This window comes from Spirillospora sp. NPDC052242, from assembly GCF_040679555.1.
Taxonomy (GTDB): Bacteria; Actinomycetota; Actinomycetes; order Streptosporangiales; family Streptosporangiaceae; genus Spirillospora.
On the sequence record NZ_JBFAUZ010000010.1, the window covers coordinates 41,681 to 66,778 of the forward strand.

Annotated in this window: 24 protein-coding genes; 10 read left to right on the plus strand and 14 right to left on the minus strand. The window is 73.6% G+C overall.

What is annotated here, in order from left to right; translation table 11 throughout:
* The first annotated feature begins 183 nt into the window (after positions 1 to 183).
* Entirely contained in the window at positions 184 to 1,512 is a 1,329-nt protein-coding gene (locus AB0L25_RS10600; RefSeq protein WP_500170677.1) for a chaplin family protein, read from the plus strand.
* Between the two features lie 288 nt (positions 1,513 to 1,800).
* Complete coding sequence (locus tag AB0L25_RS10605) at positions 1,801 to 2,514, plus strand: class E sortase (RefSeq protein WP_500170679.1); 714 nt, start codon at positions 1,801 to 1,803, stop codon at positions 2,512 to 2,514.
* Positions 2,515 to 2,533: 19 nt separating this feature from the next.
* Here AB0L25_RS10605 and AB0L25_RS10610 read toward each other — a convergent pair whose 3' ends face one another.
* Positions 2,534 to 3,631 carry a matrixin family metalloprotease gene (locus AB0L25_RS10610; protein ID WP_500170681.1) on the minus strand — a complete coding sequence of 366 codons (1,098 nt, stop codon included), beginning with the start codon at positions 3,629 to 3,631 and terminating at the stop codon, positions 2,534 to 2,536.
* Positions 3,632 to 4,094: 463 nt separating this feature from the next.
* Here AB0L25_RS10610 and AB0L25_RS10615 point away from each other — a divergent pair, with 463 nt between their 5' ends.
* The 3 genes from AB0L25_RS10615 to AB0L25_RS10625 all read left to right on the plus strand — a co-directional run bounded on the left by AB0L25_RS10615 (position 4,095) and on the right by AB0L25_RS10625 (position 7,862).
* Positions 4,095 to 5,111, plus strand: a complete 1,017-nt coding sequence (locus AB0L25_RS10615; RefSeq protein WP_500170683.1) for a DUF2382 domain-containing protein — start codon at positions 4,095 to 4,097, stop codon at positions 5,109 to 5,111.
* Positions 5,112 to 5,327: 216 nt separating this feature from the next.
* Positions 5,328 to 7,247 (plus strand): glycoside hydrolase family 3 protein, encoded by a 1,920-nt coding sequence (locus AB0L25_RS10620; RefSeq protein ID WP_500170685.1) that lies wholly within the window; start codon positions 5,328 to 5,330, stop codon positions 7,245 to 7,247.
* 198 nt (positions 7,248 to 7,445) lie between these two features.
* A complete protein-coding gene (locus AB0L25_RS10625; protein ID WP_500170687.1) occupies positions 7,446 to 7,862 on the plus strand; it encodes an RNA-binding S4 domain-containing protein in 417 nt (138 codons plus the stop codon).
* A gap of 37 nt (positions 7,863 to 7,899) precedes the next feature.
* Here AB0L25_RS10625 and AB0L25_RS10630 read toward each other — a convergent pair whose 3' ends face one another.
* Positions 7,900 to 8,112: a hypothetical protein gene (locus AB0L25_RS10630; RefSeq protein WP_500170688.1), complete on the minus strand. Its 213-nt coding sequence runs from the start codon at positions 8,110 to 8,112 to the stop codon at positions 7,900 to 7,902.
* A 170-nt stretch (positions 8,113 to 8,282) separates the two neighbouring features.
* On the opposite strand from AB0L25_RS10630, the gene AB0L25_RS10635 reads away from it, so the two are divergent.
* Positions 8,283 to 8,810, plus strand: coding sequence for a hypothetical protein (locus AB0L25_RS10635; protein ID WP_500170690.1), 528 nt, complete (start codon positions 8,283 to 8,285; stop codon positions 8,808 to 8,810).
* Positions 8,811 to 8,821: 11 nt separating this feature from the next.
* Here AB0L25_RS10635 and AB0L25_RS10640 read toward each other — a convergent pair whose 3' ends face one another.
* From AB0L25_RS10640 to AB0L25_RS10655, 4 genes are all read right to left on the minus strand, one after another.
* Positions 8,822 to 10,300 (minus strand): arylsulfotransferase family protein, encoded by a 1,479-nt coding sequence (locus tag AB0L25_RS10640; protein ID WP_500170692.1) that lies wholly within the window; start codon positions 10,298 to 10,300, stop codon positions 8,822 to 8,824.
* A gap of 139 nt (positions 10,301 to 10,439) precedes the next feature.
* Positions 10,440 to 10,640 carry a hypothetical protein gene (locus AB0L25_RS10645; RefSeq protein ID WP_500170694.1) on the minus strand — a complete coding sequence of 67 codons (201 nt, stop codon included), beginning with the start codon at positions 10,638 to 10,640 and terminating at the stop codon, positions 10,440 to 10,442.
* Between the two features lie 119 nt (positions 10,641 to 10,759).
* Complete coding sequence (locus tag AB0L25_RS10650) at positions 10,760 to 11,533, minus strand: acetate uptake transporter (RefSeq protein WP_500170696.1); 774 nt, start codon at positions 11,531 to 11,533, stop codon at positions 10,760 to 10,762.
* A gap of 68 nt (positions 11,534 to 11,601) precedes the next feature.
* The gene (locus AB0L25_RS10655) at positions 11,602 to 12,870 is read right to left on the minus strand and encodes a cytochrome P450 (RefSeq protein WP_500170698.1); all 1,269 of its coding nucleotides are present in this window, start codon (positions 12,868 to 12,870) and stop codon (positions 11,602 to 11,604) included.
* A gap of 186 nt (positions 12,871 to 13,056) precedes the next feature.
* Here AB0L25_RS10655 and AB0L25_RS10660 point away from each other — a divergent pair, with 186 nt between their 5' ends.
* The 3 genes from AB0L25_RS10660 to AB0L25_RS10670 all read left to right on the plus strand — a co-directional run bounded on the left by AB0L25_RS10660 (position 13,057) and on the right by AB0L25_RS10670 (position 14,993).
* Positions 13,057 to 13,404, plus strand: coding sequence for a hypothetical protein (locus tag AB0L25_RS10660; RefSeq protein WP_500170700.1), 348 nt, complete (start codon positions 13,057 to 13,059; stop codon positions 13,402 to 13,404).
* A gap of 91 nt (positions 13,405 to 13,495) precedes the next feature.
* The gene (locus AB0L25_RS10665; protein ID WP_500170702.1) at positions 13,496 to 14,572 is read left to right on the plus strand and encodes a DUF6745 domain-containing protein; all 1,077 of its coding nucleotides are present in this window, start codon (positions 13,496 to 13,498) and stop codon (positions 14,570 to 14,572) included.
* A 10-nt stretch (positions 14,573 to 14,582) separates the two neighbouring features.
* A complete protein-coding gene (locus AB0L25_RS10670; RefSeq protein WP_500170704.1) occupies positions 14,583 to 14,993 on the plus strand; it encodes a DUF8820 family protein in 411 nt (136 codons plus the stop codon).
* A gap of 7 nt (positions 14,994 to 15,000) precedes the next feature.
* Here AB0L25_RS10670 and AB0L25_RS10675 read toward each other — a convergent pair whose 3' ends face one another.
* The 6 genes from AB0L25_RS10675 to AB0L25_RS10700 all read right to left on the minus strand — a co-directional run bounded on the left by AB0L25_RS10675 (position 15,001) and on the right by AB0L25_RS10700 (position 20,554).
* The gene (locus AB0L25_RS10675; RefSeq protein ID WP_500170706.1) at positions 15,001 to 15,624 is read right to left on the minus strand and encodes a TetR/AcrR family transcriptional regulator; all 624 of its coding nucleotides are present in this window, start codon (positions 15,622 to 15,624) and stop codon (positions 15,001 to 15,003) included.
* Positions 15,625 to 15,702: 78 nt separating this feature from the next.
* Positions 15,703 to 16,299, minus strand: coding sequence for a hypothetical protein (locus AB0L25_RS10680; protein ID WP_500170708.1), 597 nt, complete (start codon positions 16,297 to 16,299; stop codon positions 15,703 to 15,705).
* A gap of 176 nt (positions 16,300 to 16,475) precedes the next feature.
* A complete protein-coding gene (locus AB0L25_RS10685) occupies positions 16,476 to 18,392 on the minus strand; it encodes a hypothetical protein (RefSeq protein WP_500170710.1) in 1,917 nt (638 codons plus the stop codon).
* A 139-nt stretch (positions 18,393 to 18,531) separates the two neighbouring features.
* Positions 18,532 to 19,281, minus strand: a complete 750-nt coding sequence (locus AB0L25_RS10690) for an SDR family oxidoreductase (RefSeq protein WP_500170712.1) — start codon at positions 19,279 to 19,281, stop codon at positions 18,532 to 18,534.
* Between the two features lie 59 nt (positions 19,282 to 19,340).
* Complete coding sequence (locus AB0L25_RS10695; RefSeq protein ID WP_500170714.1) at positions 19,341 to 20,066, minus strand: class I SAM-dependent methyltransferase; 726 nt, start codon at positions 20,064 to 20,066, stop codon at positions 19,341 to 19,343.
* Between the two features lie 23 nt (positions 20,067 to 20,089).
* Entirely contained in the window at positions 20,090 to 20,554 is a 465-nt protein-coding gene (locus tag AB0L25_RS10700) for a cupin domain-containing protein (RefSeq protein ID WP_500170716.1), read from the minus strand.
* A gap of 97 nt (positions 20,555 to 20,651) precedes the next feature.
* On the opposite strand from AB0L25_RS10700, the gene AB0L25_RS10705 reads away from it, so the two are divergent.
* Positions 20,652 to 22,643: a DNA translocase FtsK gene (locus AB0L25_RS10705; RefSeq protein ID WP_500170718.1), complete on the plus strand. Its 1,992-nt coding sequence runs from the start codon at positions 20,652 to 20,654 to the stop codon at positions 22,641 to 22,643.
* Here AB0L25_RS10705 and AB0L25_RS10710 read toward each other — a convergent pair.
* Together AB0L25_RS10710 and AB0L25_RS10715 are read right to left on the minus strand one after the other, a co-directional pair.
* A complete protein-coding gene (locus tag AB0L25_RS10710) occupies positions 22,640 to 24,343 on the minus strand; it encodes a sensor histidine kinase (protein ID WP_500170720.1) in 1,704 nt (567 codons plus the stop codon). The two genes, AB0L25_RS10705 and AB0L25_RS10710, sit on opposite strands and share 4 nt — an antisense overlap.
* Positions 24,330 to 25,046: a response regulator transcription factor gene (locus tag AB0L25_RS10715; RefSeq protein ID WP_500170722.1), complete on the minus strand. Its 717-nt coding sequence runs from the start codon at positions 25,044 to 25,046 to the stop codon at positions 24,330 to 24,332. Before AB0L25_RS10715 ends, AB0L25_RS10710 begins: the two co-directional genes overlap by 14 nt.
* Positions 25,047 to 25,098: the final 52 nt, after the last annotated feature.

Consider the following 25,098-nt stretch of genomic DNA (forward strand, 5'->3'; position numbering starts at 1 on the left):
CCGCCCGAGAAATCACCGTCCACACCGCTTTCCTCATGGCGCCCGATCCATCGGGACGGGCGAAGAAAGCGAATCCGAATGAGCATCGGCCTCGTCCGGCCGTTGCGCACTGCGCACATCCGGAAGATGTCGTGCAGCCGATCCACCGATTCATCGAATCGCCGAAAAAGACAGGAGCAACAAATGCGCAACTGGACCAAGAACACCAGCCGCGCCGCGCTCGTCGCCGCGGGCGCGGTCGCCGTCGGCGCGAGCTTCGGCGCCACCGGGGCGGTCGCCCACGCCGACATGCGGACGGCCGGGAACTTCTCCATTCTCGGCGGCAACCAGGTCTACCTGCCGATCTCCATCCCGGTCGAGGTCAGCGGCAACTCCGTCGCGATCCTCGGCGCGTCGCAGGCCGCCTCCAAGGGCGGCGCCGAGGTCGAGTTCGAGAACGGGCGCCACGGCGGGTACGGCCACGGGCGCGGCGGCGGCATGGAGACCTCCGGGAACTTCTCCATCGGCGGCGGCAACCAGGTGAAGGCGCCGATCAGCATCCCGGTCAACGTGTGCGGCAACTCCGTCGCCGTCCTCGGGCTCTCCCAGGCGTACTGCAAGGGCGGCGCCGAGGTCGAGTTCGACAACGGCAAGGGCGGCCACCACGACAAGGGCCACGGCAAGGGCAAGGGGCACGGCCACGGCAAGGGCCACGGCCACGGCAAGGGCCACGGCCACGGCAAGGGCCACGGCCACGACAAGGGCCACGGCCACGACAAGGGGCACGGCCACCACGACTACGGCTACCGCGCCTCGTCCGCGGACCGCTGGGACGGCGGGTACGGCCACGGCGGCTCGGACAAGGGCGCCGACATGGAGACCGCCGGGAACTTCTCGATCCTGGGCGGCAACCAGGTGTACGCGCCCATCTCGGCGCCGATCAACGTGTGCGGCAACTCCGTCGCGGTGCTCGGCCTGTCCCGGGCGCACTGCAAGGGCGGCGCCGAGGTCGAGCGGTCGGGCAAGCCCGACATGAAGACCTCGGGCAACTTCTCCATCCTCGGCGGCAACCAGGTCTACGCGCCGATCAGCGTCCCGATCAACGTGTGCGGCAACTCGGTCGCGGTGCTGGGCGTGTCCGAGGCGTTCTGCAAGGGCGGCGCGTCCGTCGGTGACGGCGACGACCACGACCTGCCGCCGACCCTGCGCAAGGGCGGCGCCGCCCGGACCGCCGCCGCCCCGGGGCCGGAGCAGATCACCGGTCAGGTCACCACCACGCTGGAGTCGGTCGCCAAGGGCGCCGTCACCCGGGTCGCCGAGCCCGTCGCGCAGCCGGCCGCGAACCAGCGCGCCGCCAAGCCGGCCAAGGCCGCCAACCGGAACCGCGTGGCCGAGACCGTCCGGAACCTCGTCGGCTCGCTGAAGAAGACGGCGCCGGTCACCGAGGCCGTCGGCGTGCAGCCGGGCGAGGTCGGCCCGCGCCTGCCGCTCGACGAGATGCCCGTCGAGATCAACTCGCCGGCGACGAACTGAGCGAGACCCGAGTGACCGGGTCCGGAACGGACGGGACGGTGCGGTGCGGCTCCGCGCCGGCCGGTCCGGGAACGACCCGGAGCTGACGATCCGCGGCCGGTGCGGCGGCGGACCGGGCGACCGGACGCCACCGCGGGGCGTCGGGCGGCCAGGTCGCGTCGCGGCGTCCGCGGATCGGAACGATCGATCGATCGCCCGGAGGGGACGGCAGACGTGCCGTCCCCTCCGTGCCGTCACCGGACGCGGCGGCCGTGCCGCCGCCCGCCGTAGCGAGAGGAACGAGACGACATGTCCGTGCGCAAGCTGATCCCCGCGGCCGTCCCGGTGGCGGCCGTCCTCGCCGTGTCCACCGCAGCCGTGTCCACCGCCGCCGTGTCCACCGCCGCCGGTGCCCCCGGCGCGCGGGCGTCCGCCGGTCCCGCCCGTCCCGGCGCGCTCGCCGGCCCGGTCGCGGCCGTGTCGTCGGTGACGTCCGTGCTCGAACTCGACCCGGGCCGGGCCGAACCCGCCGGTCCGGGGGCTCCCGGCACCGGGAGCACCGCCGCGGAGCCCGGGACGGCCGCGGTCGGCCGTGCACGCGGCGGCGAGCAGATCGGGAGCATCGCCATCGACCGCATCGCGGTGAAGGCGAAGGTGCTGGAGGGCGTGTCGGAGCCCGTGCTGCAGCACGGCGTCGGGCACTACCCGGGGACGGCGCTTCCCGGCGAGCAGGGCAACACCGTCCTGCTCGGGCACCGGACCACCCACCTGCGCCCGTTCCTCGACCTCGACAGGCTGAAGACCGGCGACGCGATCGAGCTGCGCGCGGGCGGCCGCACGTACACCTACCGGGTGCAGGACAAGCGCATCACGATGCCCGACGACCGCGACGCGCTCGAGCCCGTCCCGTACCGGCCGTGGAGCCCGCCGGACGGCGCGTACGTCACGCTGATCACCTGCCACCCGAAGGGGACGGACGAGCGCCGCCTCATCGTCGTCGGGCGACTCGCCCCCAAGGGCTGACGGGCCCGGCGGGCGGCGCTCAGCGGGCGCCGTAGAGCGCGATCAGCCCGTCGTAGTCGCCCTTGCCGAGCGTGGACGGCCCGTCGTCGCACGGGCCGACGCTCGGCGCCATCGTGAGGTTCGAGCGGCCGGTGCCCTCGACGTGCGAGAGGCCGAGCACGTGCCCGGTCTCGTGCGTCGCGACCGCCGTCGTGTCGAACGCGCCCTGCGGGCAGGCGCCCTCGCCCGACCACCATTCGCGGCCCCGCGCCTGCAGGGCCATGTCCGTCTCGACGGTGGTCGGCCCGGCGAACCACGAGCACGTCGCGGCGAGCACGTTGCCCTCGGCCCCGGCCATCGCGAGCCAGCCGAAGGTGTTGACGCCGTCCCGCCGCCCGCAGGCCGCCGCGTCCGTCAGGTTCGGCGGCTGCGCGGCCTCCCCGAGGTACTTCTCGTACACGTTCGGCGGCGGGTTGAACTGCCCGTCGCTGCGGCAGTCGGTGTGCGCGTCGACGGCGTTGGAGACGCCCTTCGCGATGGTGGTGTTCGGCCGTCCGGTGCCGCCCGCGTGGTACCGCCACTCGACGGTCGCGCCCTTCGGCCATTTGCTCGGCTGCGCACGGTACCGGCCGTCCTTGCACGCCTCCAGCGGGGCCCGGACGTCGCGGGGGCGGCCCTGCGGGCTCCGCACGCTGCCGGTGCTGATGATGATCTGCCCGGCCCGGTCGTCGACCTCGATGCGCAGCTCGGCGGCGCCGTCGGTGCGCATCGAGTGCGCGGCCACCGAGGTGCCGTCCCGGGGGACGGTCGCGGTGAGCCCGCCCGCGCCGGTCACCACGCGCCCGCGCAGGTCGCACTCGGCGATGTCGATGGTGTTCGGCATCGTCCGGGCGGCGAGCGGGCCCTTCTCGGCGCACCACGTGGGCGGGGCGGCGGCGGTCGCGGCCGCGGCGCCCGCCAGGCCCGCGGCGGCGACGGCGGCGGCCGACAGCGCTCCCGCGACCAGCGCGGCGCGCGGGCGCCGGACGGCGGGGCCGGTGCCGCGCGGGCGGCCGTGCCCGCCGCCGGTGCGGGCCGCGCCCCGCCCGAACGTCGGTGTCGCCCGTCGCCGGCGGGGCGCGGGTGAGAAGTCGTCCATAGCTGATCTCCGATGTGTCGCAGGCGTCCTCGCGCTCCGATCACCGGGCGCTCCCCTCGACAGTCTTGCGTGACACGTGAAAAGGGAAACTGCGGCTTCATAAAATGATCTCCATCCGGGGATTTTTCGCCACCAATAAATGGCTGTTCGTCCCTTTTGTGGGATTCATTCTCGGTGACGCAGCGTAGATCGCGGCGGGGTGCTCGCCAGAGAGCGGCAGGTAAGAATCTGGTAGATAGTCACCGAGAGTTACGTCAACAGGTTTACCGGCGTCCCATGCGGTTACCCCCGTGGTGAAATCCGGCAACCCGGGATCAACTACAACGAAGGGCACCGGGGTCCGGCGCCGGCGCCCGACTTCGGAATCGCCGCGGCCGAGTGACGCGCGCCGGGCGCGCCGCCGCACCGGCAGGGCCGTCCCGCCCGCCGGCCGGACGCGGACGCGGAAGCGGAGGTGTTCAACGTGCAGACGCAGACACAGGTGCGGGAGCTCATGGGAATGAGCGTCTCCGACACCAACGGGACCAAGGTCGGCACGATCAAGCAGGTCTACCTCAACGACGACTCCGGCGCCCCGGAGTGGATCACCGTGCACACCGGCTGGTTCGGGATGCGGGAGAGCTTCGTCCCGCTGACGGGCTCGCACAAGGACGCGGACATGCTCCAGGTCCCCTACGACAAGGAGACCATCAAGGGCGCCCCGAACGTCGACGCCGACGAGCACCTGTCGCACGCCCAGATCGTCGACCTGTACCGGCACTACGGCGTGCGGCCCCCGGCCGGCGGCCGCACCGGCGGTCAGGCCGGCGAGCAGGACCGGACGGGCGAGCGGGGCCGGACGGCCGACACCGGCCGCGCCGAAGGGCGCGCCGCACCGGCCGGACCGTCCGGGACGACCGGCACCGCGGGCGCCGCGGGCACCGCCGGGGCGGCGGGCATGGCCGTCCGCCCCGACCGGACGAAGCGCGGCGAGCAGGCCGGGCGGACGGCGCCCGACGCGGCCGCCGGACGCACGATGCCCGAGCAGCGCACCCGCACGGAGGCCGAGACGGCCGCCGAGGGCGGGCTGACGGAGATCGTCCGGTGCGAGGAGCAGATCCACGTCGGCACCGAGCGGCACGAGGCCGGACGGGTCCGGGTCCGCAAGTGGATCGAGACCGAGACGGTCGAGCGCACGGTGCCGTGCACGCACGACGAGATCAAGATCGACCGCGAGCCGATCACCGACGTGCAGCCGGGCACCCGCGTGACGATCACCGAGGACGACAAGGAGATCGTCCTCTACGAGGAGCGGCCCGTCGTGACCAAGCAGGCCGTGCCGGTCGAGCGGGTGCGAGTCCGCACCGAGCAGGTGCAGGACGAGCAGACCGTCCGCAGCGAGCTGCGCAAGGAGCGCGTCGAGGTGACCCGCGAGGGCGAGGCCGGCCGGTCCCGCGACACCGCGGGCGGGCGGCACACCGGCGGCGGCCGGAAGAGCTGACCCGGCCCGGGACGGCGGCGGCCGACTCCGGCCACGCCGTCCCGCGCTCCGCACCCGCCTCCCTTCTTGACAGATGATCTCCGTCGGGGGACCTTCGCGGTGACGCAGAGCCGGTGAGGGGTGCACGGCCGTCCGGGCGAGCCGTGCCCCCCGGTCGCCGGCCGCGCGGTCCGCCGGGCCGCGCGGCGTCGCCGAAGCGACCCACGGAGGGACGACTTGCGACACCCCCTCGGACCCGCCCCCCGGATCGGGCGGATCATGATCGCGCTGGCGGTCACCGCCGCCGTGCCGTCCGCCATCGCGGCACAGCCCGCGGTGGCCCAGGAGCGGACCGCCCCCTACCTCAACCCCCGCCTGCCCGTCGAGAAGCGCGTCGACGACCTGCTCGGCCGGATGACCCTCGCGGAGAAGGTCGGCCAGATGACGCAGGCCGAACGCGGCGCCGTCGCCGGCGACCCCGAGATGGTCACGCGGCTGGGCCTCGGCTCCGTCCTGTCGGGCGGCGGCTCCACCCCCGCCGCGAACACCCCCGACGGCTGGGCCGACATGGTCGACGGGTTCCAGTCCCGCGCCCTCGGCACTCGGCTGAAGATCCCGCTGCTGTACGGGGTCGACTCGGTGCACGGCCACAACAACCTCGTCGGCGCCACCGTCTTCCCGCACAACATCGGCCTCGGCGCCACCCGCGACCCCCGCCTCGTCCAGCGGGCCGCCGAGATCACCGCCGAGGAGACCCGCGCGACCGGCCCGCAGTGGACGTTCGCCCCGTGCGTCTGCGTGACCCGGGACGTCCGCTGGGGGCGCACGTACGAGAGCTTCGGCGAGGACCCCGAACTCGTCACCCGCATGACCACCGCCGTCGAGGGCTACCAGGGCCGCCGCCCGTCCCGCGACCTCGACGACCCCGAGCACGTCCTCGCCACCGTGAAGCACTACGCGGGCGACGGCGACACGAGGTTCGGGTCGTCCACCACCGGCACCTACACGATCGACCAGGGCGTCACGGTCACCGACCGGAAGACGTTCTGGAAGACGAACCTGGTCCCGTACGTCCGGGCCATCAAGAAGCACGACGTCGGCAGCATCATGCCGTCCTTCTCCAGCGTCGACTGGACCGAGGACGGCACCGGGAACCCGCTGAAGATGCACGCGCACAAGGAGCTCCTCACCGACGTCCTCAAGGGCCGGATGGACTTCGAGGGCTTCCTGATCAGCGACTGGGAGGCGATCCACCAGATCCCGGGCGACTTCCCGACGCAGGTCCGCACGGCCGTCAACGCGGGCGTCGACATGTTCATGGAGCCCTACAGCGCCCCGCAGTTCGTGGAGACGCTCATCGCCGAGGTCGAGGCGGGCCGCGTCCCGGTGTCCCGCATCGACGACGCCGTGGGCCGCATCCTCACCGCGAAGTTCGAGCTCGGACTGTTCGAACGCCCGTACACCGACCGTTCCAACGCGTCCGATATCGGCTCCCGCGAGCACCGCGCCGTCGCCCGCGAGGCCGTCGCGAAATCCCAGGTGCTGCTGAAGAACGACGACCGGGCGCTGCCCCTCGACCGCCGCGACGACATCTACGTCGCCGGGGTGAACGCCGACGACATCGGCAACCAGGCGGGCGGCTGGACCGTCACGTGGCAGGGGCAGTCCGGCGACATCATCCCCGGCACCACCATCCTGGAGGGCATCGAGCAGTACGCGGACGACGTCACCTACAGCGCCGACGCGTCCGCCCCCACGGACGGCGCCGACGTGGGCGTCGTCGTGGTCGGCGAGACCCCGTACGCCGAGGGCGTCGGCGACGTCGGCAACGGCCACACGCTGAACCTCTCGGCCGCCGACCGTGCGAACGTCGAGAAGGTCTGCGCCGCCATCGACACCTGCGTCGTCCTGGACGTCGCGGGCCGCCCCCAGATCGTCACCGACCTCCTGCCGAAGATGGACGCGTTCGTCATGTCCTGGCTGCCCGGCAGCGAGGGCGCCGGCGTCGCGGACGTCCTGTTCGGCCGCGAGCCCTTCACCGGCAAGCTCCCCGTCTCCTGGCCCCGCAGCGAGGCCCAGGAGCCCGTCAACATCGGCGACCGCGACTACGACCCCCTGTTCCGCTACGGCCACGGCCTCCGCACCCGAACCCGCTGACACCCACCCGGGGCCGGCCGTCCACCCGGACGACCGGCCCCACCCCACCCCACACCTGCCCCCAGCGGTTGGTAGCTGCTGTCCGCGCTCGGGAGCGCGGGGAGGTTGTCAGGTGGGTCGGTGGGGGTGTTCCGCGCGGTCGGCGGGGGGTGAAAATGGGGTGACCGGTGGGGTGGGCGCTTGGCTACAGTCGTCACCATGGCAGAAGGCGGGTCGGTGCGGGTCGACCTCTGGTTGTGGTCGGTGCGGCTGGTCAAGACGCGGTCGCAGGCCACGGCGGCGTGTAAAGCGGGGCACGTTCGGGTGAACGACGAGCGTGCGAAGGCCGCGACGTCCGTGAAGGAGGGGGACGAGATCCGGCTTCGGCTCGAGGGGCGGGAGCGGATCGTGGTGGTGCGGAAGGTCATCCGCAAGCGGGTCGGCGCGCCCGTCGCGGCCGAGTGCCTGACCGACAAGAGCCCGCCTCCGCCGCCGCGCGAGGCGCTCATACCGATCGCCCGGCGCGAGCGCGGCGCGGGACGTCCCACCAAGCGCGACCGCCGCGAGCTCGACCGGCTGCGGGCCCTCAACGCCGGCGCCCTGGAGAGCAGCGCACGCGATGCTCGCCGACACTGACGGCCCGATGCCGGGGTTCTGCGAATAGGGTCGCGGGTCACGCACCCGGGGCCGGGGGATTCAGCCGGCCAGCCACGGGACGGACGCCGATGCCGTCGCCCGGGTGGCCCCGCGGCGGCCGGGCGCGCCTGCGGGCCAGGACGAGCCCGCCGAGGACGGCGGCCGCCACGAGGACGGGAATCCAGCCCCAGCGGAGGGTCGCCCAGACCAGCACCGCGCCGCCGATGAGGATCAGAAGACCGCGCCGCATACGGCGATCTTGGCACCGTGGAACGGGCGAAAGGGAAACGCGACATTGATTGTCCATGACCGGCCAACCGCCGAATAATGCCGAAATGGTGCACGTTTCCGCGAGCGCGGGACCCCTCCCGGGGGGACCTCGTTACGCTGGCCGCCCGTCGAAAAGGAGGGCAGTGCGGCATGACTGAGCGGACATCGCCGGTACGGCCACGGAATCCGCGCGCGCTGCCGCTCGTGGCCGCGGCCCTGCTCGTCGTCCCGGCGGCGGGCGGCTGCGGCGGCGGGACGCCGGAGGCCGCGCCCGCGACCGCGGCGGACGGGACGAGCGTCGCGGCCTGCGCCGACGGGAACTGCGAGATCCTCGTGACCGGCCCGGTCGAGATCGCCGTGGGCGGTCACGGGACGATCGCCGCGGTGTCGGTGACGGAGGTCCGGCCGTCCGGGCTGAGCTTCACGACCGTGACGGAAGGCGGGGGAGAGTCTTCGGGCGACCTCCAGGGCGGCTGCACGCTCACCTTCCACGAGTTCGGCGGCGGCTCCATGTGCGTGTCCGGCGGGGCCCCGCCCGCTCCCGAGAAGCAGACGGGGGTTCTCGCGATGCAGCTGGCGGGCGAGGCGGAGGGCGGTGTGGTCGTGCGGTTCGCGTCGGGCGGGATCGGTGAGCCGCCCGCGTCGCTGCGCCCGCGCATCCCCGGGTTCGGCGCCTGAACCGGCCGCCGTCAGGCCGAGGCGGCCTTGTTGCGGGTGTTGAGCGGGATCGAGCGGGCGAGTTCGGCGCCGTCCGCGTCGAGCGCGACGGCGACGGCGGTCGCGGCCCGCTTGACGTGCGCGGACGTCTCGAAACCGGTGCGGCGGACGGTCGCCGCGGCCGACAGCCGGGACGAGTCGGGCCCGGTGAGGAACCGCCAGGCCGCGACCTCGGTGGCGCCGTTCCAGCTCGCGTACAGGCGCATGCCGCTCGCCGTGGAGCGGGACGCCAGTAGCGGCGGCGTCCCGGGCTGGGCGGTCCACGCTTGGCGGTACGCGCGGTAGGACGACTGGCCGGTCTCGAGCTCGAAGACGACCTCGCCGGACGGGGTGTACTCGATGGCGGAGGCGGTCGAGCCGTAGCCGAGGAACACGTTGCCGCCGGGGAGGATCTGCATGTTCGCCATGTAGTGGGCGAACGTGACGCCGTCGGTGTACTCCCACACGAGGTCGGCGCGGCGGGCGCGCTCGTCGACCTTGAGGATGATGCCGCGGGACGAGCCGGTCTCGGCCTCGGTGATCGCGTTGTCGAACAGCGTGATCGTCCCGTCGGGGCGGCGGCGGGCGTCGTGCTGCCACTTGAACTCGACGCCCTCGCCGAGTTCGAAGTCGCCGTGGGTGCCGCCGAGCCGCCAGCGGATCGCGCCCGTCCGGCGGTCGATCCGGTAGAGGGCGCTGGTGTTGCGGGCGGAGAGCAGGAGGGCGTCGCCGTCGGCCTCGACGGAGTTGACGTGCACGGGGTCGAACGGCTTGCCGTCCGTCCCGTCGGCGTTGTCGGCGAGGGGCGTGACGGTCTCGGCGATGTCGATGTGCTCGAGGGCGCTCCAGTCGAACAGCACCCGGCCGGTCCGGACGTCGATCTCCTGGACGCGGTTGTCGAAGACGTGCCCGTCCCGCGGCCCGCCGATGGCGCGCATGTCGGCGCGGACCAGCGGGTACGCGACGATCAGCGCGGTGCCGCGGTCGGTGAGCTGGAACTCGTGCAGGTCGACCTGGACGCCTTCGCCGCCGCCCGCCCGCACCTCGGCGATCTTCTGGTAGGCGTCGTCGAGGACGACGCCCTTGCCCCAGCCGTAGCCGCCGGTGCGGCGCTCGCCCTCCCAGTAGGTGAGGACGGGCCGCCCTTCAAAGGTCTGCACGCGAAGGTCCGTGATGGTCTGCAGGGACGTGTTGACCCAGACGGGCTCGCCCTCGTCGTCGACGATCAGCCCGTCGGCGTGCGCGGTGCCGCGGAACGGGCCGAGGAACACCAGCCCCTTCTCGGGGACGCCGCCGCGGCGCGCGCTCATCTGCGGGGGCCGCAGTTCGGGCATGGTCACGTACGGACCGGTCGCGGGGGCCGCGGGGGCCTCGGCCCCGCGGAGGGGGGCCGTGCCGCTGACCAGTGCCGCCCCGCCGGTGAGCCCGACGGCGCCGCCCAGGACCAGGAACCTTCGACGTGTGAAGCGCATGTATCCGGTTCTATGCGATGAGTCTCAAGAAATGATGAGAAATGACCATGAAATCGTGATCAAATCCTGGCACAGACCGCCGTCCCGACGGTAGGGGCGCGCTGCCGATCACCGTTGCCGCGCGCGGCGTCGGCGCGCGTCACAGGGAGTGGACGACGCGCAGGTGCTCGCGGAACGCCGCGAGTTCGAGCACCGCGTGCTCGCAGCGCTCGCAGACCCACACGCCGCTCGGCACCTGGACGCCGCGGCCGGCCGCGTCGTCCCGGGCGCAGGCCTGCAGGTAGGCCCGGGCGACCCGCCGCCACGCACGCCGTGCCGTCCGCCGGACCTTGATCGGCATACCGCTCCCCTTGGGCCTCGTGGGTCATGTGCGGCCCAGGATAGGGGAGGGGGACGGTAAACCCGACAAAGGGGACTCCATGCCGCAACCGGGAAGGAGCGGCATGGAGTCGGGCCGGGTCACTGGCCGATCTTGACGCCCGGCTGGCCGTACCGGTACTCCAGCGGCCTGCTGGGTCCGGGGCCCTCCGGGACGTACTTGCCCCGGCGGGTCTTGAAGAGCGGCATGACGGTCCGCCCGACGGTGTTCTCCATCATCATCGCCGCCGCCGTGTAGACCGCGATCGCCGCGGACACCACGAACAGCCAGCCGCCGATGCGCAGCGGCCAGGTCGATCCGGCGAAGAACCCCGCCGCGGTGAACCCCGCGCCCACGGCCAGCGCCGCCAGCAGCAGCGTCAGCATCATGTTCCGGCCGAGCGCGGCGAACGCGCCGAAGCCGGTGATGACGGCCAGCGGGACGAACCAGAACGCGAACGCCGCGTTCGACTCACCGAAGGCGGGAACGAGTTCGACGGGGAACACGCCCGCGGAGACCATGAGCCACATCAGCCCCCACGCCAGCCAGAACGCGCCCCACATGCCGTGCATGGCCGTGGCCAGGCCGTCCTGCGCCCGGTACGACCACATTCCCGCCAGGAACTGCGCGAGCCCCCCGAACATGAGGACGAACGGGAACAGCACCAGCGGCGTGGTCGGATTGCCGTACCAGTCGGCCTGCCAGGCGCCGACCATCATGGTCGCGCCCGCGAACCCGAACAGTCCGAGGATGGACGGTGCGGCGACCGGCTGCAGGAACACCCGCGTCCGGTCCTCCCACACGTGGAACTCGTCCTGTTCGAGCTCGCGGCCCCCCGGAGCCGCGTGCGCCGAGGTCTCTCTCCGTTCCGCCATGACTTCCCCCTTCGGAATTGGAGAGCTTTCACCCCTTCTAACCTAGATTCCGCAGGTCAAACAGTTGTTCATGACGCACGGTGAGCGCCCGTTCCGCGCGGGGCCGGGGCCGTGTGCACCCCCGCGATGACGAACCCGCTGCGGGGCCGGGTCGGGACGCGCCGCAGCGGGACGGCGAGGTCCTGCGGCGGCACGTGGTACTGCAGGCGCGCCAGCCGGACGCCGAGGCACTTCAGCACCTCGACGGTGATCGTCTCGCCGGGGCAGCGGTGGCCGGTGCGGGGGTCGCCGCCGCCCTGCGGGACGAGGACGTCCGGGTCGATCTCGGCGCCGGCGAACCGGTCGGGGTCGAACCGGTACGGCTCGTCCCACAGCGCCGGGTCGTGGTTCTGCCCGAACAGGTCGAGCAGGACGAGCGCCCCGCCCCGGATCGTCTCCCCGCGCCACCGCGTGCCGCGCACCGCCGCGCCCCCGACGAACGGGGCGAACGGGTAGAACCGCCGCACCTCGTGCGCGAAGGCCGTCGCGAACGCGTCGTCCCCGGACGCCAGCCGCTCCCGGTGCTCCGGCCACCGGTGCAGCGCGTGCGCCGCGAACGTGACGAACCAGGCGACCGCGACCGTCGGACGGACGATGTTCAGCAGCTCGATCGCGGCCGTGCGGGGGTCGAGGAGCCGCCCGTCCGCGTCCCGGTGCCGGGCCACCACGGCGATCGCCGACCGCGCCGGCGGGCCGCCGCCCTCCCCGGACGACCGCGCCCGCGCCTCGCTCACCAGGCCCGCGACCCACGCCTCCTGCCGCCGCCGCGCCGCCCGCGCCCGCCAGTGCCGGGGGCCGGGCGTCGCGAACCCGTCGACCATGGCCGTGACGTCGCGGGCGAGGTGGTCGGCGGCGTCGTCGTTCAGCGGCATGCCCGCCCACCGGCACACGCCCCGCGCGAGCACCCGGCTCGCCTCGTCGAACACCACGGCGCGCGAACGCTCCTCCCAGGACCGCACCAGCTCGTCCCATGCGGCCCGGACGTGCGCGACGAGCCCCTCGACGCCCTCCGGGTCCTCCAGGAGCGATACGAACAGCTCTTTTCGGACACGATGCGCGTGCCCGTCGAGCGTCTGGACGCCCCCGTGCCCGAACAGCGTGCTGAGCACGGGTTCCGGCAGGGCCATGCGCCGCCGCACGTGGTCGTCGTCGTAGAAGAACCGCACGGCGTCCGGCCCGCGCAGCGCGACCGTCGGCTTGCCCAGCAGCCGGGTGCGGACGGCCGGCCGGTCGGTGCCCCGGAAGAGGCCGGGCAGCCACGCGTACCCCTCGGCGAGCAGAAGGAGGGTGTTGTCCATGATCAGACGATGAGGTCGGCGCATGGGCGCCGCATCCCCGAACCGGACGCTCGCAAACGCCCCCGGCGGGGCACCGGCCCGTCCGGCGCCGCCGCGCCCCGGGCCGGGCGCGCGAGCCGGTGAATCGGACCGTCCGAAACAGGCGCCCTGACGGTGCGTACGGGGACGAGTCGCTATTGTTCGGGAATGCCTGGAAAGAAGATCAGCCCCCTCTTCGTGGTCTGCGCCGGCATCGGGGTCGTCCTCATCGCCTTCGCCCTGTTCGGCACCCTCGTCGCCGGCGCGCGGGGCGACGAGCCCGACGGGGACAAGGCCGAGATCCAGATCCAGCTCGCCACGTGCCTGAACTTCATCGTCGCCGGGCTGACGTTCGTCCTCATCGGCCTCGGCTTCCAGCTGTCGTCCGGCACCCGTGCCGCCGCGCCGCAGGTGCCCCCGGGCGGCTGGCAGCAGCCCGCCGGGCACGTCCCCGCCCCGATGCACCAGCAGCAGCAGCCGCACCAGCAGCAGCCGCCGCCGCACCAGCAGCGCTGACCCCCTACCGCGAAACCCGCTGGACAGCGGGCGCGCCGGTCTGCCAGCATCCGGGCATGATCCACGGAAAGGGGCGCACCGCCCCGATGCGGTGAGCGCCGTCCCGCGGCGTGACGCCGCCGAAGTCCGCGACGAATGGCTGGGCCGCCTCCTCTCCACCGAGCCCGCCGACCGACCGGCCGCCGAAGCGGCCATCTCCGAGCTGTACCGGCGGATCGGGCACGACCCGCCCCGCTTCCACTGGGTGGCGTCCCCGGCCACGGCCGCCATGACCGTCCCGCCGGCCCACCGGCCCCGCCGCGACGAACCCCCCGGCCGTCCGTCCGCCTGGCCGCTGCCGAAGAGCCTCGACCGGCTCGCCATCGAGCTGGAAGGCGAGATCCGGACGCACATCGACCGCACCCTGAGGGGCGCCGACACCCACCTCCGGTGGGAGGTCGCCGGCCCGCTCGAACGGTCGCACCTCGCCACACTCGACCGAGCCCTGGAGTCGTCCGGCAGACCCTTCCGGCGGGCGTTCTGGACGGCGAGCCGATGCGTCTCCTGGGTCGCGCGCCACGACGCCCTGCGCCGCCTGGCCGGGGCCGCCTTCGCCCCCGGCCTCGACCGCCGGATCGCCCCCTGGGCGGCGCTCGTCCGCGGGTGCGGCCCCTGGTGGCCCGGCCGCGACGTCTGCGTCGTCTCCGAACGTCCCGCCGAGATCCGCACCGAACCCGCCGGCGACCGCGGCGAGGTGCGCCTGCACAGCGCCGACGGCCCCGCCGTCCGGTACCGCGACGGCTGGACCGTCCACGCGTGGCACGGCACGCCCGTCCCGTCCTGGGTGATCGACGACCCGGACGCCGCGCGCATCGAACGCGAGGAGAACGTCGAGGTCAGGCGGTGCGCGCTGGAACGCGTCGGCTGGCCCGCCTACGTCGACGCCCTCGGGCTGACGCTGCTCGGCGCCGCGCCCGACCCCGGCAACCCGGGCCACGAACTCCGCCTCTACGACCTGCGCGGCGACGGCCGCGTCCTGCTGGCCGTCAACGGCTCCCGCGAACGCGACGGCACCCGCCGCCGCTACGGGCTCACCGTCCCCGGCCACTTCACCGACCCCGTGGCCGCCGCCGGCTGGACCTACGGCCTGTCCGCCGACCAGTACGCCGCGCTCGCCCGCCGAACCTGAAGGTGATCACATGACCGTCCTGTCCGACCTCGCCCGCCTCGACGCGTCGCTCGCCGTCCCCGTCATCGACGGCCTGCAGGCGCAGGGCGACCTGATCGTCGTCCCGCTGCACGTCCTGTCCGCGTCCGTCCACGTCCGGACGAACGCCGCCTGGACGGACGTGCCGCCCGAGGGCGTCGAGCTGCTCCGCGGCGTCGCGGGCGGCAACACGCACTCCCTCGTCGCCGAACCGGGCACGTGCCGCTGGACGACGCACGTCCAGGACTCCACGCTGCTGAGCCTCGGCGTCTTCGAGACGTCCGCCGTCGCCTACCTCATGCACCCCGAGCACGGCGCGAGCGGCGTCGCGCCCGGCGCGTACGCCGTCCGCCGCCAGCGGGAGCACGGCGCGCACGCCCGCCCCCGCTACGTCCTCGACTGACGGACCGCTACCCGGCCCCGGACGCCCCGGCCGTCCGGGGCCCCTCGCGCGCGGGGCCCTCGAACCGGCGCAGGAACCGCTCGACGACCGCGTCGGTCTCGTCGTGCCCCACCGACATCCCGAGGGATCTCTCCATCGTCACCAGCCGGGACAGGCTCGTCAGCAGCGCCGACAGGAACGGCGCCGGATACTCCCCGAGGTCGATCCCGTACCGTTCCGCCAGCCGCTCCATGGCCTCGGCCTGCATCACCCGCATCCGCTCGGCGTACCGGCCGATCTCGTCCCGCAGGCTCTTGCGGTGGTTCGCCAGCGCGACGTACTCCATCGTCAGCGCGGTCGCCGCCGGGTCGGTGCCGAACGCCCACAGCTCCCGCAGCGGCTGCGCCGAGGCCAGCGCACGCTCCTGCTGCTCGACGCCCTCCTCGGCCCGCCGCCGGAACGCCTCCAGGAACAGTTCGTCCATCGTCCGGAAGTAGTAGTGGACGAGCTGGGGCTTGAGCCCGGCCTTCGCCGCGACCCGCCGCGACGTCACCGCCGCGTACCCCTCCTCGAGCATCAGCAGCTCCGCCGCGTCCAGCAGCGCCGTCCGGTTCTTGGCGTCCGGCGCACCGATCCTGCGCGGCGATGTCATGCCCGTCCTCCACGAACTCCCGACCGAACCCGCGGCAATCGTAGTCACCGCGGCGTCCGGTCCGGGGTCCGCCGGGCGTCACTCCCTGCGCGTGGACCGTCCCGCGCCGGTGCCCGCCTTCGGCCTGCCGAGGTGGAAGTGCCGCTTGCGCTGCGCCGGGACGGCGGTGTACTCGGGACCCGCGCGGTCGTCGACGGGGCGCCGTTCGGCCTCCGCGCGCCGTGCCTCCCGCACGCCGACCACCAGGAACCGGCCCAGTGCCAGCGCCGCCAGCAGGATCATCACGGCGCCGAGCCCCTCGAAGAAGGTCAGCCGCTCGGTGATCTGCCGCGCCTCGCCGCCGAGCGCCGTCCCCACGCCCATGTTCCACAGCGCGGCGATGGTGGTGCCGACGACGAACCACAGCCCGCCGAGGGCCGCCAGCCACCCGCCGAACATGGCGACGGGCCGGTTCGCGGTGAACATGAGGATGAGGCCGCCGATCCCCACGGCGATCGCCGGCAGGACCGACAGGACCAGCCAGTCGTTGGACCACACCCACGGATCGCTCGACCCGAAGCCGAAGTCGAAGTACGGCCCGATGAACGGAATGAGCCCGCCCCACAGCGCCAGCAGCACCAGCAGAAGCCCGCTGAGCATGCCGCGGCTGCGGGGAGCTCGCATCGTCCCAGTCATGAGAACCCCTCCCTGACCAGGTGATATGCCAATATTTCAGGCAAGCGATACCCGGCCAGCCGAGCCCCAACCGACCCCGCCCGGCAAAGAAACCGTCCACCGCCACAAGTCGCGCCCCACATGGACGCACGGCACGCGGCCCCAAGGCGGATCCGGCCGTTGACGACGTCCGCGCGTCAGGCCCTTCCGTTGGCCGAGCCGAAGAGCTCGTCGAACGCGGTGATGACGATTTCGGGCGTTTTCGGCCGACCCAGCGCGGTCGGTTCGATCGAAACGCGGTCGGCATACCCCGACGTCCGCAACTGCCCGGGCAGCTTCTCGCAGCCCGGAAGCCTTGAGAGGGCCGCCGCCAGCCGGGTGAGGGCGTCGACGGGGACCCCGTGGCCGCGCAGCGCCCCGAAGTTGATCGAGAGAACGGACTTCGAGACACCGACGTAGATGCTCCAGACGGACGCCTCGTCCGTCCCGACGCTGAACCGGGCCGTGACGGAGGGGTACTCGCCCTCGCCATAGTGATAGCCGCGGAACGCCGCCTTGCGCTCGGCGTGCCGGTACACCCGCAGCAGCGTCGACGCGACGTCGTCGGGGCAATGCCGGGCGATCGCCTGCAGCAGGCTCTCCTCGTCCCACTGCGGCTTCGCGCCCGGCGCGTCCGCCCGGCGGCCGCCGGAGTGCTCGGGGACGTCCCCCAGGACGCCCGGCGCGAACGGCGGTGAGTCGTAGTCGGCCGTCGCCGCGGGCGGGTCCCCGACGGCCTCCTGGATCGCGATCGCGATCGACTCCAGCCAGTCGATGGTCTCCTCCGCCTCGTCCGCGGTGATGGGCAGCTTCTGGTCCGGCTGCCCGGGATCGTGGTCGGCGGTGTGGGCGATGTTGTTCCGGCGCCGGGCGATCTCCCGCATCCTGGTGCGCACCTCGTCGGACGTCACCGGGGAACTCGGGTCCTGCGCGGTGAGGATCTCCGCCACCTTCACCCAGAGCTTCACCTCGCTGACGTGCGCGAAGCCTTCCGCGATCTTCTCGGGGCTCTGGAACGTCTTGAACTCGAAGTGATCCTCCAGGTATGTGCGGAACGTCTCCGCGAGCGGCTCCGAATGGTGGTGGATCCGCTCGAACAACTGGACGGGCATCGTGAGCTTGTCGAACTTGGCCGGGCGCGGCACACCGGGGCGCAGCGCGAGCACGACGCCCCGGTCGACGATCTCCCGGGTGACCCAGTGGTCGATCGCCGCGACGGCCTGGCTCCAGGCCGCGCGGTAGAGGTCGGTGACATCGAAGGCGCCCACCCCGAGGTGCTCCAGGCTCTTGCCGCCGCGAACGAGCTGGCGCGCATAGCTGATGTTCTGCTGGAACTGGTCGAAGGGCCCGGGGCCCTCGTCGGGCTCCTCGTCGGCGTCCCGAGCGGGCGTTCGGCCGGCCAGTTCGGGGAACATGCCGCGGAAATCCTCGACGGTGATCCGCTTCGCGGGGTCGGCCCGCCCGGCACCGTCGAAGGTGAGCCCCTCCTGCCGCAGCACATCGTACGGATCGTCCGTGCGCTCCGGGTCCGGCCAGCGGAACCCCTTCGCGACTTTGCCGCTGCGCTGCAGGACCCTGTGCGCACCCGGAACCGCGGCCTCGGCCATGAAGCCGCCGACGGACATGGCCGACAGCCCGACCAACCCGGCGAGGTCCCCGTAGGTCGTCCAGAACCCGGGGGCCACCCGCGCGAGCGCGTCCCGCACCTGCGCCCATCGAGGGTCTGTGTAGGACCGCACCTCGGTCGCCTGCCGCCGCGCACGATACCGCTGCACCAACTCCCGGTAGAGCTCGTCTCCGGAGAACTCCTCGAGAGCCTGGCTACCGACCGGGGTGATCGCCCAGCCGTTCCGCTTGGTCATCCAGCCCAGCGACGCCGCTTCCCCGGTGCGGAAACCCAGCTGCGCGTGCCAGCGGACCTGCCCGTGGGCATTGAGGCTCTCGTGCTCGGGAGCGATGGCCACCCGGGTCGCCACCGCCTCCCGAACCTCGGCGGGCTGCATCGGCCGGCCCTCCTCCCGCAGGACCTCCAGGGCCGCACGGAAGATCGGCGCGATGTGCTCGGTGAAAGACATGGGGGGCTCCTCGACGTCGGTGCGCTCCCATGCTCGTACGGCTCCTGGCCCCGCGAAGGCGAAGTGAGGGAAATGGCCACGTTCGGGCGGACCTCGCGGCCGGATCGTCCGCGGACGCCGGCCCGGCCCGGGGTGGGGGTCAGTGGGGGGTGGTTTGGAGCCAGGTGGTGTAGTCGGTCTCGCCGAGGACGGCGCCGTTGTCGGGGACCAGGTCGCCCTCGTGCATCTCCGCGCCGAAGTAGCGGGCGTGCGGGTCGGTGACGACCTCGCGCGGGTCGTCCCACGTCGCGAGGGCCTCGCGGAAGAAGTCGTCCATCCGGTACTGCGTCGGGCCGGCGATCTCGACGGTGCCGTTCAGCGGTGTGCCGGACGCCGTCTGCGCGACCGTCGCGGCGACCTCGTCGCCCGCGACGGGACGGAACAGGACCGGGGCGATCCGGACGGCGTCGCCGTCCGCGGCCTCGTCGGCGATCCGGCGGACGAACTCGAAGAACTGCGTGGCGTGCACGATCGAGTAGGGGATCCCCGACTCCTTGATCAGCTTCTCCTGGGCGAGCTTCGCCCGGAAGTACCCCACGTCGGGCCGCCGCGCGGTCCCCACCACCGACAGCGCGACGTGGTGGCCGACCCCGGCCTTCCGCTCCGCGGCGAGCAGGTTGCCGGTGGACGTCTCGAAGAAGCGCAGCACCGCGGCGTCCTCGAAGGACGGGGAGTTCGACACGTCCACGACGACGGACGCGCCGTCCAGGGCCTCGGCGAGGCCCTCGCCGGTGAGGGCGTCGACGCCGGTGTTCGGCGACGCCGCCACCGCCTCGTGCCCGTCCTCGGCGAGCCTCGCCACGACCTTGGACCCGATCAGGCCCGTACCCCCGATGACGACGACCTTCATGGCGGTCTTCCTGCCCACCGGGACGGAGAACACGCTCGGGCCCGCGACGTCGTTCGAGGTCAGGAGCCCGTCGTGGCCGGACGGCGGGCGAGGACGAGGCGGCCCCGGGGGCTCCCGTCGTCGCGCCGTCCGAGGGACGTCAGGGGGACGGTCGTCACGGTGAAGCCCGCGGCGGCCAGGTCGTCGCGGACGGCGCCCAGCGGGCAGGTGCGGTAGTACATGACGAACGGGGGCCGCCAGACGGCGTTCCGGACCCGCATCGCCGCGTCGAAGCCGAGCAGCGCCCAGTACAGGGGGGACGTCGGCGGCGGCGGCGCGCCGATCGGGAACGCGAAGAGCCCGCCGGGCCGCAGCGCGCGGTGCACGCCGGCGAAGAGCGCGGGACGTTCGGCGGGCAGCAGGTGCCCGAGCGCCCCGAAGGTCACCGCGAGGTCGAAGGCGTCGGCGAAGGGCAGGGCGCGGACGTCCGCCCGCACCCAGGCGGCGTCGGGATGGGCTCGGCGCGCCTGCGCGAGCATGCCGGCGCTGAAGTCGACGCCCGTGATCCCGCCCCGGCAGACCGGGGCGAGGGCCCGGACGCCCGCGCCGGTGCCGCAGCACACGTCCAGCCCGTCGCCGAACGGCCCGAGCGGGCGCAGCGCCTCGGCGGTCGCGTCGAGGACGCGGTCGGGGGTGCGGAACGGCGTCCGGTCGAACTTCGGGGCGAGCAGGTCGTAGCCGTGCTCGACGGAGGACAGCGCCTGCACCGCCAGCTCGCGCAGCGACGGGCCCTGGGGGGAGAACACCGGTCAAGCGTACGCGACGGCGGTCAGGCGGGCGGCGGACCGGCGAGGACGGTCACCCCGTAGCTCTCCAGGAGGTCGAGGTGGTCGGCGTCGGCGCGCCCGCCGGCGGGCCCGATGCCCTTGAAGTAGCCCTCGATGGCCCCGGGGTTGTTGATCTGGAGGATCTCGGCGGTGGAGGTGACCGGCTGGAGCGTGTGGGGGACGTGCCGGGGGCCGTAGACGAACGCGCCGGGTTCGGCGACGTGCACGTCGCACGCGTCCAGGGTCGTCCCGCCGACCCAGAAGCGGACCTCGCCGGACAGGACGACCCAGGCTTCGTCCTCGCGGCCGTGGGTGTGCAGCGGCGGCGCGCCGGAGGGCCGCATGACGAAGCGCGAGGCGGTGAGCACCCCGTCGGTCTCGGTGGTCGAGACGACCTGTTCGATGTCGATGTCGTAGTAGTCGAAGCGCGGACCGTCTCCGGGGTTCCGCACGAGGGCGACGCTCATCGAGACCTCCTTCTGTAATTGAAGCTTCAACCAGATGCATGCACGGTAACAAGTTGAAAATTCAATCGCAATGCCCGCACTAGGCTTTGTCCGGTCCGTGCGGACGGAGCGGGGCGAGGGCGGGGTCGTGCAGCCGGGACTGGAGTTGGCGGGCCGGTACCGCCTGGACGAACTGCTGGGGCGCGGCGGCATGGGCGAGGTGTGGCGGGGCCTCGACCTGGCCCTGGACCGTCCCGTTGCGGTGAAGGTCCTACTGCGCGACCGGCATGACGAGCCCGAGGCGGCCCGGGCGATGGCCCGCTTCCGCCGCGAGGGCCGCGCCGCCGCCCGCCTGTCCCACCCGGCGATCGCCGCGGTCCACGACGTCGGCGAGGACGACGGCCGTCCGTTCCTCGTGCTGGAACTGCTGGACGGGCGGAACCTGCGCGAGGTCCTGTCCCGGCACCCCGGCGGACTGCCCGTCGAGCGGGTCGCGGACTACGGGGCCCAGACGGCCGCGGGCCTCGCGGCCGCGCACGCCGCCGGGGTGGTGCATCGCGACATCAAACCGGCCAACCTGATCCTGCTGCCGGACGGCCGGGTGAAGATCTGCGACTTCGGCATCGCCCGGCTCGAAGGCGCCACGGCCGGGCTGTCGGTGACGGGCGCCCGGATGGGCACCGTCGCCTACATGCCCCCCGAACAGGCCGAGGGCAAACCCCTGGACGGGCGCGCCGACCTGTACGCCCTCGGCTGCACCCTGTTCCACATGCTCACCGGCCGGTACGTCTTCACCGGCGACGGCCTGGGGTCCGTCGTCGCCCAGCACCTGGCCAGGCCCGCGCCCTCGCCCCGCGAGCTGCGCCCCGACATCCCCGCCGAACTGGACGAACTCGTCCGGTCCCTGCTCGCCAAGGACCCCGGGGACCGGCCCTCGGACGCCGCCGCGGTGGCGCGCGTGCTCGAACGCGTCGGGCGTCCGTCCGCCTGGCCGGGCTTGTCGTTGCTGAGCCCCGGCGGCCCCGCCCGGCCGCGCACCGAGGCCAACGACGCCGTTGTGCGCCTGCTCACCGGCCTGCTCGGACGCCTCGCCATCGACGCCCGGGTCACCGGGTTCACCCGCGGACCGACGGTCAGCCGGTACGAGATCGAGGTCGGGGACGAGGTCGGGGACGCCGAGACCGCCGCGTTCACCGAGCACGTCGAGCGCACGATCGCGGGCGCCCGGATCCTTCGCGGCGGGCCGGCGATGCGCGTGGAGATCCCCAACGACGACAGGGAGACCGTCGCCCTCGGCGCCGTGCTGCGCCACCCGGTGGCGGCGCAGCAGCGGCACCCGCTGGTCTTCGGCCTGGGCAAGGACGTCACGGGCGCCGCCATCGCGGTGAACGCCGCGAAACTGCCGCACCTGCTCGTCGCCGGCGACGAGGCGGACACGTCGGCGAGCCTCAACGGGATGATCACCTCGATCCTCCTGCGGGCGGAGCCGGACCGCGTCCGCATGCTCCTCGCCGACGCCCGACCGCGCGACCTGACGAGGTACGACGGCGTCCCGCACCTCCTCCGGCCCGTCATCACGGACGCTCGCGAAGCCGTCGAAGCGCTCGCGTGGGTCCTCGCCGAGATGGACCGCCGCTACGACCACCTGGCCGCCTCCGGCCACCGCCACATCGACGACCTCAACCGGGCGATCGGCGCGGGCGAGGAGGCGTCCCCCGGCCGCGGCGACACCCCGTACCCGTACGTGCTCGCGGTCGTCCGCGAACTCGCCGGTCCGATGGCCGCCGCGCCGCGCGACGCCGAGGACGCGATCGTCCGGATCACCCGGCTCGCCCGCGCCGCCGGCATCCACCTCGTCCTCGCGACGCGTCGCCCGTCCGCCGGCGTCGTCACGGAACCGATCAAGGCGAACGTCCCGTCCCGCCTGGCCTTCACGCTGCCGTCCGCCGCCGACAGCCGCGCCGTGCTCGAACGGCCCGGCGCGGAAAGGCTGCTCGGGAACGGCGACGCCCTGTTCCTGCCGATGGGCACGGACGTCCCGATCCGCGTCCAGCACGCCCACGTCTCGGCGGACGAGATCGCCGCGGTCGTCGCCCACCGCAAGACCTAGCCGGCCGGGAGGCGGATCGCGAACACCGAACCCGCCCCGAGGACGCTGTCGGCGGTCAGCGAGCCGCCGTGCGCGAGGACGATCTCGCGCGCGATCGCCAGGCCCAGCCCGCGGCCCCCGGTGTCCCGGCCCCGCGCGGCGTCGGCCCGCCAGAACCGGTCGAACACCCGGGGCAGCTCGTCCGGCGCGATGCCGCACCCGGTGTCCGCCACCGTGATGACGACGCCCGTCCCCGGGCCGTCCGGACGGCCCGCGCGCAGCGTCACCGAACCGCCGGGCGGCGTCGCCCGCACCGCGTTCGTCACCAGGTTGCCGATCGCCTGCCGCAGCCGGTCCGGGTCGGCGTCCACCGGCGGCAGATCCTCCCCGGACGCCCGGACCCGCAGCGTCACCCCCGCCGTCTCCGCGATCGCGCGATGCGCGGTGCGCACCGTCTCCAGCAGCTCCGCCGCGTCCACCCGCGCGCGGTGCAGCACCAGCCGTCCCGACTCCGCCAGCGCCAGCTCCTGCAGGTCGTCGATCAGCCGCTGCTGCAGCACCGCCTCCTCGTGCAGCGACGCGAACAGCCCGCGGTCCGGCGCCAGCACCCCGTCGTGCAGCGCCTCCAGGTAGCCGCGGATGTTGGCCAGCGGCGTGCGCAACTCGTGCGCGATATCGCTGATCATCCGCCGCTGCCGCTCCTCGCTGCGCTGCAGCGAATCGGCCATCAGGTTGAACGCCACCGCCAGATCGGCGATCTCGTCGTCGCCGCGGACCCGCACCCGTCCGGACAGGTCGCCCGACCCCAGCCGCAGCGCCGCCTGGCCGACCGCCGCGATCGACGACAGCATCCGCCGGCTCAGCAGCACGGTACTGGCGATCACCAGCACCGCCACCGCCCCCGCCGCGGGCAGCGCCCGCTGCGGCTCGATCGCCACCCGCCCCACGTGATCGTCCCGGAACCCGAGCTCCAGCTGCAGCATCACCGGCGCCAGCGGCCGCAACCGGTCGGCGTACACCTGCTCCGCGCAACCCGGCAACCGCCCCCCACCCGACGGATCCAGCACCGGCGTCACCACCGGCGGGTCCAGGCACGTCTCCAGCTCCCGGCCGTCGGCCCGCCGCTCGCCCGCGCTGCTCCCCGCCTGCGACCGGCACGCCGCGAGCGCCCCCGCCGCCCCGCCCGTCGCCACGACCGTCCAGCGGCCGTCGTCCAGCACGCTCCGCCCGATCGGGACGCCGCCGCGGGTCAGGCACGTCGACAGCCGCAGCACCCGCCGCCGATGGTCGATCAGCTCGGCGACACCGCGCGGCCCGGGCAGCCCCGCCGCCTCGGCCGTCAGCCGCGGCCGGGCGTCCAGGAACGTCGCCGGCCGCGTCGACGGCGGCCGGGCCGTCCGCCCGGCCAGCGTGTCGGTGTCGGCGACGACGACCCCGTCGAGCGTGCTGAGCCGGATCCGCTCCCCGGTGCGCTCGCCCAGCTCCCGGACCGTCCGGTCCACCCCCTCCCAGGTGCCGTGCAGCGTGCCGTACTCCACCAGGACGCGATGGATCGTGTCCATCGTGTCCTGCTCCACCGCGGCGGACTCGGTGAGCTGCACACCCGTCGTGTACGCCGCCAGCCACGCCGTCGCCCCGGTCGACACCAGCGCCACCAGCACGATCAGCGCGAACACCCGCACCCGGAAACGGCGCAGGAGGCCGCGCCTACCGCGCCCCATGACCGATCCGGTACCCGCGCCCGTACACCGTCCGCACATAGACGGGATTGGCCGGATCGGGCTCGATCTTTCGCCGCAGGTTCCCCACGTGCGCGTCCACGGTCCGCTCCAGCACATGGTGGTCGAACCCGAACGCCAGCGTCAGGATCTGCGCGCGGGTGAACACCCGGTCCGGCTCGGCGGCCAGCGCCTGCACGATCCCGAACTCCTTCGCCGTCAGCTCCACCCGCCGCCCCGCCACCCGCACCTCGAACCGGTCCGGGTCGATCTCCAGATCCCCGACCCGCAGCACGTCCCGTCCGTCCGCCGGCCCGGACGCCCCCGCACGGCGCAGCAGCGCCCGCACCCGCGCCGACAGCTCCCGCGGGCTGTACGGCTTGGTGACGTAGTCGTCCGCACCCAGATCGAGGCCGAGCAGCAGGTCGTCCTCCCGCGAACGGGCGGTCAGCAGCAGGATCGGCACCGGCGACTCCGCGCGCAGGATCCGGCACACGTCCAGGCCGTCCACTCCGGGCATCATCACGTCCAGCACCAGCAGGTCCGGGCACCGCGCCCGCGTCTGCTCCAGCGCCTCCCGCCCGTCCCCGACCACGACCACGCTGTGCCCGTCCTGCTCCAGGTACACCCGGACGAGCCGCGCCTGCTTCGGATCGTCCTCGGCCACGAGAACGCGGGAGCCGCGCACGGGAGATCTCCGAATCATGATCACTCCTCCAAAGGTTCTTCAACGGTTCTTCGCCGCCGCCCGCTTCAGT